The organism is Aeromonas finlandensis (assembly GCF_000764645.1).
In the GTDB taxonomy this organism is placed as follows: domain Bacteria; phylum Pseudomonadota; class Gammaproteobacteria; order Enterobacterales; family Aeromonadaceae; genus Aeromonas; species Aeromonas finlandensis.
Window position 1 is genome coordinate 1 of the sequence record NZ_JRGK01000130.1, and the last position, 7,064, is coordinate 7,064.

Here is a 7,064-nt window from a genome sequence, read left to right on the forward strand (position 1 = left end):
GCTCAAGAGTTGGGTTTGCCTTATTGGCAGCTGGAAGATGGCTTTATCGGTTATATCGGCCACCCCGCCAAGGGGGGCAAAGCGGTCTCGTTGATCGCCGATCCGGTTGGCATCTACTACGATGCGCGTCAGCCCAGTCAGCTTGAGCAGTTGATCACGAGCCCTTGTGAGCCCGAGATGTTGGCGCGGGCCAATCGACTGATGGGTGAGTTGGTGCGCGTGGGGGTCACCAAATACAACTGTTATGCCACAGCGCCTGCCCAATGGGCCGACAGCGACAGTGCTTCTGGCGGTTTGCCACCGACATTGGCCGCGCGTCTGCAGCAGAGTGCCAAGCCCCGGGTGCTGCTGGTTGATCAGGTGGCAGGTGATCTCTCCATCCCGGGTGCGCTTGCCAGTGAGGCGGATTTTGTGGCGATGGTGGAGGCGGCGCGCCGCAATCATCCCGATGCCCGTCTGCTGCTGCGTACCCATCCCGATACCCGCTTTGGCAAGAAGAGCGGTGTGTTAGCCCGTCTGAATCTGGATGATGTGGAGATCGTGGCCGATCACTGCCATCCCCATGCGCTGCTCAATCAGGTTGTGGCTGTCTATACCGTCTCATCCCAGCTCGGTTTTGAGGCGCTGCTGCTTGGCAAACCGGTTTATTGCTTTGGAATGCCATTTTATGCCGGTTGGGGACTGACCCAGGACAGCAAGCACTGCGAGCGGCGTCAGGTTGCCGTCTCTCTGGCGCAACTGGTCGCGGCTGCCTTGATCCTTTACCCCCGCTATCTGGATCCCGTACTGGGTCAGCGCTGTGAGGTGGAGGAGGTGATCGCCATTATTGCCAACCAGCATCAGACACCACCGCGCTGGCGTCGGCTCTATCTGGTGGGGTTCTCCCTGTGGAAACGAGCCTTTATGCAGGCGTTTTGCCATCACCTGGCCGATGAGTTGCGGTTTGTGCGCCAGCCACCGAAACGGTTGACCGGTGACGAGCAAGTATTGGTGTGGGGCAGTCGTCACCCCGACCTCACCTCTGCTATCCGTGTGGAGGATGGTTTTATTCGCTCGAAAGGGCTTGGCTCCAATCTGTGTCGTCCTTCCTCGTTGTCACTTGACCCGGTCGGGATCTATTTCGACAGCCGCACCCCCAGCGGTCTCGAACAGTTGCTGAATTATCAAGGGTTGACGGAGGCTGACATCAAGCGAGGCACTGCATTGATCGCCTTGCTACGCGAGCACAGGGTCAGCAAATACAATGTTGGCGAACCGCAGCACTACTCTCCGCCGGGCGATGGTCGTGAGCTGGTTCTGGTCGTGGGGCAGGTGGATGGCGATGCCTCCATCCTGACGGGCAGCCCGAACATTCGCAGTAACGAGCAGCTGTTGTGGGCGGTGCGCGCCGCCAAACCGGAGGCGCATATCCTCTACAAGCCGCATCCGGATGTGGTGGCGGGTAATCGCGCGGGGGCAATTTCAGCGGCCTGTCTGGCGGAGTGTGTCGATAGCCAGGTGCTGGATATCGGCCTCACCAGCCTCTATCCCCATGTGGATGAGCTGCACACCATGACCTCGCTCAGTGGTTTTGAGGCGCTGGTGCAGGGGGTCAAGGTCACGACCTGGGGCCAGCCTTTTTACAGTGGTTGGGGACTGACCATGGATGCCAATCCCCCCGCCAGACGTCAACGCACTTTGCCATTGGCGGCACTGGTCTATCTGACGTTGGTCGCCTATCCGCGTTATATCGATTGGCAGACGGGTCTTTGGATAAGTCCGGAGCAGTTGATCCGCCAGCTGGCAGAGCAGGGGCACTCATCAACCCAAAAAGCGAGCCGCTGGCAGCGCTGGAAAATCAAGCTGGGTTACCTGGCTCAGACGTTAATACAACGCCCCTCTCTCTCCCCGTATTTGAGATAACTCATCCATGAATATTTTGTTGCTGCAAGGACCGCTCGGCCCCTTCTTTCAGACCCTGAGTCGACACTTGGTCGACGCGGGGCATCAGGTGGTGAAGATCCATTTCAACGGGGGGGATGAGTGTTGGCCCTGTGTGGGTGAAAACCTGCGCTTTCGCGGCAAACCTGAGGGGTGGAACGCATTTTTGCGCCGGGTGCTCAAGCAGCACGGTATCGATTCGGTGATCTGCTACGGCGATTGCCGTTACTACCATCAGGTTGCTGGTCGCATTTGCAAGTTGAAGAAATTGTCATTCTGGGCAATGGAGGAGGGGTACCTCAGACCGGATTACGTCACCCTGGAACAGGGGGGCGTCAATGCCTTCAGCCCCTGGTATGAGCGTCGTGATCAGTTGCCACGGCTTGATTGGTCAGAGCCCTATGATTCCTCACTCAAGGTGGGCAAGACCTTTGCCGTACGGGCCTGGTATGCCAGTCGCTATCACATCAACAAGGCGTTGCAGCATTGGCGATATCCCCACTTTGTCAATCATCGTCCCTGGAGTCTGGTGCAAGAGGCGATGGGATGGGTATGTGGCGGGATGGTCAAATACAGGAATATGCGCGCTGACCGATCATTGCTGCGGGCATTGCCACGGCATAAAGGGCATATCTTTTTTGTCCCTCTCCAAGTGACCGAAGATTTTCAGATCAGGGAACACTCTGATTTGAGTGGGGTAGAGGAGATGGTCGGCCAAGTGATCAACTCGTTTGCGGAACATGCCAAGCCTGAAGATGTGCTGTTGTTCAAACATCACCCGATGGATCGGGGCTATGTCAGTTATCGGGCCCAGATAAACCGGCTCTGTGCTGTGCTGGGGCTGGAAGGGCGGGTGTTTTATGGTTATGAGCTGCCGCTGCCGACCCTTTATCCGCTGCTGAAAGGGGTCATCACCATCAACAGTACGGTGGGGTTGTCGGCGCTGCTGCATGATGTGCCCACCTTCTGCATGGGGCGGGCGCTTTATGATATCTCGGGCTTGACCACCAGAGGGTCATTGGCGTCATTTTGGCATCATCAGAGTCCGGTTTGCTCCGAGACGTTCAAGCGGCTGCGCCACTCCTTGCTGCACTTGACCCAGCTCAATGCCAGTTTTTACCGTCATCTGGATATCAGTGCACAGGCGTTGATGAATAAGATGGCGCTGCCTGAGGTAGAGCAAAAGGTTGCTCGTCCAAATAGCACACAACGCGCGTTGAGGAGTCTCTTCTTTTTCCCATCGACCTATCTGCTGGCCATGCAATACATCGTTATGAGCAGTGACAACCTGATGGCTGAGCTATTTTGATATGTTGCTGTTTTTATGATGCGCTTTTGTGGTTTAATCATGTTGCGTGATTAATAACAAGGAGTGGTTAAGATGAATATAAAAAGTGGCATATTATCTGTCAGTTTGCTGTGCTTGCCAAGTTTTGCCATGGCTTCAGATAATGACCTCTCCCTCTTGATCCATGGTGCATCGATTCATAGCGGCTGTGAGAAAGGAACAGGGAAAAAGAGTAAAACCTGTGACTTTAATGGCGTTAATCCCGGCTTGGGTATGGCATGGGTTTTTCTGGGAGACAACGATACCGGCAAACTGGCTCTTCGTGGTGGTTTCTATAAAGATTCTTATGAAAAAACAGCTGGTTATGCAGGTTTTTCATATCGCAAAGAGTGGTATTTTACCGAGCATGCTTTTGCCGGGTTAGGCGTGCAGGCTGGCTATCTTAATGGCTCTGGCACGGATGGTTTTGCTGCACTGCCGATGGCGACCATAGGATACAAGTCGTTGGCTTTAGAGATAGGTTATGCGCCCAAGGTTAACTGGGTGGTGGGGCGAGAGCATGTTGCGGTAACGACCTTCTCGTTACGCTGGACATTTATGTAACAGCTATATCACCAGGATATGGTGTTATCAGTGAACATCCGGATTGTGTGATGAACGCGTGAAATGGATAAATGAGCGTTGATAATGCGATCATGACTGATAGAGTCGTTTTTGGGCATATTTTTCTGAACCGCCATCGAATATCTGCAATCAGATTGTTAAGAAAGTCAATTCAATTTAAACGCTATGTTTCATGTTGCTTTTGATATTTTTGTCAGATGGTTTTCGCGATTGAATAATTAAAAAGCCCTTCACCATGGTGAAGGGCTTTTTGCTATCTGGCGTTATCCGCTCTGGTTGACCGTTCGGGCTTAGTAGCCCTGCTGGTGCACGTCCATCACGGCGCGGCCGGACGGGTCGGCCATCTCCTTGAACTTGGCATCCCACTCCAGCGCGGTGGGGGTGGAGCAGGCGACCGACTTGCCGTAGGGCACGGTGCGGGCAGCGGCTTCCAGCGGGAAGTGCTCGTCGAAGATGGCGCGGTAGAAGTAGGCCTCCTTGGTGAGCGGGGTGTTGATGGGGAAGCGGAATTCCGCGGCCTCGAACATCTGGTCCGTCACCTCTTGTTCTACCATGGCTTTCAGGCTGTCGATCCACGAATAACCCACGCCGTCGGAGAACTGCTCCTTCTGGCGCCATGCCACTTCGTGGGGCAGCAGATCCTCGAACGCCTCGCGCAGGATGTGCTTCTCGATCTTGCCCTTGCCGCACATCTTGTCAGCCGGCTGCAGGCGCATCGCCACGTCCATGAACTCCTTGTCGAGGAAGGGCACGCGACCTTCTACACCCCAGGCGGCCATCGACTTGTTGGCGCGCAGGCAGTCATAGAGGTGCAAAGAGGCGAGCTTGCGCACGTTCTCTTCGTGAAACTCGCGGGCGTTGGGCGCCTTGTGGAAGTAGAGGTAGCCACCGAACAGCTCGTCGGAACCTTCGCCGGAGAGCACCATCTTGATCCCCATCGCCTTGATGTAACGGGCCATCAGGTACATCGGCGTGGAGGCGCGGATGGTGGTGACGTCATAGGTCTCGAGGTGATAGATGACATCGCGCAGGGCATCCAGACCCTCCTGCACGGTGAAGTGGATCTGGTGGTGGATGGTGCCCAGATGATCGGCCACCTTGCGGGCGGCGGCGAGATCCGGCGAGCCTTCGAGGCCAACGGCGAAGGAGTGCAACTGCGGCCACCAGGCTTCGCTCTTGCCATCGTCTTCCACCCGACGGGCGGCGTAGATCTTGGTGATGGCGGAGATCACCGATGAATCCAGCCCGCCGGAGAGCAGCACGCCATAAGGCACGTCACACATCAGCTGGCGTCTGACTGCCGCTTCCAGCGCGGCTTTCAGCTCGGCCTTGTCACTGACGTTGTGCTCGACCGCGCCGTACTCCATCCAGTCGCGCTGGTACCACTGCTTAAGCTCGCCATCCTTGCTCCACAGGTAGTGTCCCGGCGGGAAGGTTTCGACGCTCTTGCAGACCGGTACCAGCGCCTTCATCTCGGAGGCGACATAGAAGTTGCCGTGTTCGTCGCGACCGGTATAGAGGGGGATGATCCCCATGTGGTCACGACCAATCAGGTAGGCATCCTGCTCGGCGTCATAGAGGATAAAGGCGAAGATACCGTTGAGATCGTCGAGAAACGCCGGGCCTTTTTCCTTGTAGAGGGCCAGCAGCACTTCACAGTCGGAATGGGTCTGGAACTTGAAGTCGACCTTGAGGTTCTTCTCCAGCTCCTTGTGGTTGTAGATCTCGCCGTTGACGGCCAATACGTGAGTGCGCTCGGGGTTGTAGAGCGGCTGGGCGCCATTGCCCGGATCGACGATGGCCAGGCGCTCGTGCACCAGAATCGCTTTGTCGGAGCTGTAGACGCCGGACCAGTCAGGCCCGCGGTGACGAAGTCGCTTGGACATCTCCAGCGCCGATTTGCGCAATAGAGCCGGGTCGGTTTTGATGTCCAGAATGCCGAAAATTGAACACATTGGCGGTAATCCTCTTGATTTTTATATGAGCCCCCCACGTCCGGGCTCGAAATTCCATTTACATTCCTCGTCAGACACAATGCCTAGCGGAAAAACCTTTTGCAAGCGGGAAAACCGCAGAAAATCATGCCGTAAGCGTCAAGCAGATCAACAGGATAAGGGCTGCTGCAACGGGGCAGGGTGACGTGAACGTCAAGCCGAGGCGGGTTCGAAGATCACATAGACCTTGCGACAGGAAGTGAGGGTCTCCCACTCTCCGACAAAGCCTGCGGGAATGACGAATTGATCGCCGGGTTTGAGGGCAAGCTGGCCGCCCTGACTGTCGTGGATCACCACATCCCCCTCCAGCAGCTGGCAATACTCGTGCTCGGTGTAGTGAATGGCCCAGCGGCCGGGCTCGCAGGCCCAGAAGCCGACGTGAAACTGCTGGCTGGGATCGGAGTAGTGGTTCCACACCGTCTGGCTCGGGTTACCCGCTTTAATGCGCTCGGGGGCGGGCATCAGCGGGGTGGGAGCAGTCTCGTGGCGGTCGAGCAAAATCCAGTCGTTGAGGGTCTTCATGGTGCCTCCTTGGCAACGGTAGATAAGCAAGCGGGGCCATCCCGGCCCCGCGTTCGTTTTATTAAACGAGGTTGTGCATAACTTAAACGATGCACATTCCCTTGCCAAGAGCCCTTGCCAAGGGCTGCTGGCCGACGATTCAACGCGGCTGCAAACGGCGGATCACATGGCGGGCAAAGCCGCTGCCCGCTTCGTTGTAGACGTTGAACACCGCATCCACCCCCTGCTCCTGCAGGGAGGCGATATCATCCTCGAAGCGAACGATGGCGGCGATCTTGCCGTTAAAGCCGTGGCTGCGCAGCTTCTCGATGGCGTAGAGGTTACCCGAGTGGTGGGGCATCGCCAGCAGCACCAGATTGACCTGATTGGAGAGCAGCACCTTGTCCCAGAAGTCGGTATCGGTGGCATCCCCCTCGATGACGTTCATCCCCTGTTCGCGCAGGGTGGGCAGCTTCTCGCTGTCGTTCTCCACCCCTAGGATGACGTTGCCGTATTTGTTCTCCAGCTCGAAGTAGGCCCCCTGACCGATCCGCCCCATGCCGAGAATGATCACCTCCGCATCGCCAAGCTCGATGGGCCTGTCTTCCGGATGGAGGTTGCTCGCCTGCAATCCCCGCAGCCAGTGGCCGATGCGGTGATAAATTCGCTCGCTCTGGGCATTGAGTGGGGCGGAGATCATAAAGCTCGCCGCCAGCGCCAGCGAGACCGCCACCAGC

At 56.7% G+C, this 7,064-nt stretch carries 6 protein-coding genes; 3 read left to right on the top strand and 3 right to left on the bottom strand.

Annotation, left to right across the window (positions count from 1 at the left end; all coding sequences use genetic code 11):
* The 3 genes from LD28_RS0111210 to LD28_RS0111220 all read left to right on the top strand — a co-directional run.
* On the top strand, positions 1-1,902 hold a 1,902-nt coding region (locus LD28_RS0111210), incomplete at its 5' end, for a capsular polysaccharide biosynthesis protein (protein WP_033137053.1).
* A gap of 7 nt (positions 1,903-1,909) precedes the next feature.
* Positions 1,910-3,229 (top strand): capsule biosynthesis protein, encoded by a 1,320-nt coding sequence (locus LD28_RS0111215; RefSeq protein ID WP_050514310.1) that lies wholly within the window; start codon positions 1,910-1,912, stop codon positions 3,227-3,229.
* Between the two features lie 72 nt (positions 3,230-3,301).
* Positions 3,302-3,811: a hypothetical protein gene (locus LD28_RS0111220; RefSeq protein ID WP_033137054.1), complete on the top strand. Its 510-nt coding sequence runs from the start codon at positions 3,302-3,304 to the stop codon at positions 3,809-3,811.
* Between the two features lie 311 nt (positions 3,812-4,122).
* Here LD28_RS0111220 and asnB read toward each other — a convergent pair whose 3' ends face one another.
* The 3 genes from asnB to LD28_RS0111235 form a co-directional block, all read right to left on the bottom strand.
* A complete protein-coding gene (gene asnB, locus LD28_RS0111225; protein WP_033137055.1) occupies positions 4,123-5,787 on the bottom strand; it encodes an asparagine synthase B in 1,665 nt (554 codons plus the stop codon).
* Positions 5,788-5,979: 192 nt separating this feature from the next.
* Positions 5,980-6,348, bottom strand: a complete 369-nt coding sequence (locus tag LD28_RS0111230) for a cupin domain-containing protein (protein WP_033137056.1) — start codon at positions 6,346-6,348, stop codon at positions 5,980-5,982.
* 139 nt (positions 6,349-6,487) lie between these two features.
* On the bottom strand, positions 6,488-7,064 hold a 577-nt coding region (locus LD28_RS0111235), incomplete at its 5' end, for an NAD-binding protein (RefSeq protein ID WP_033137057.1).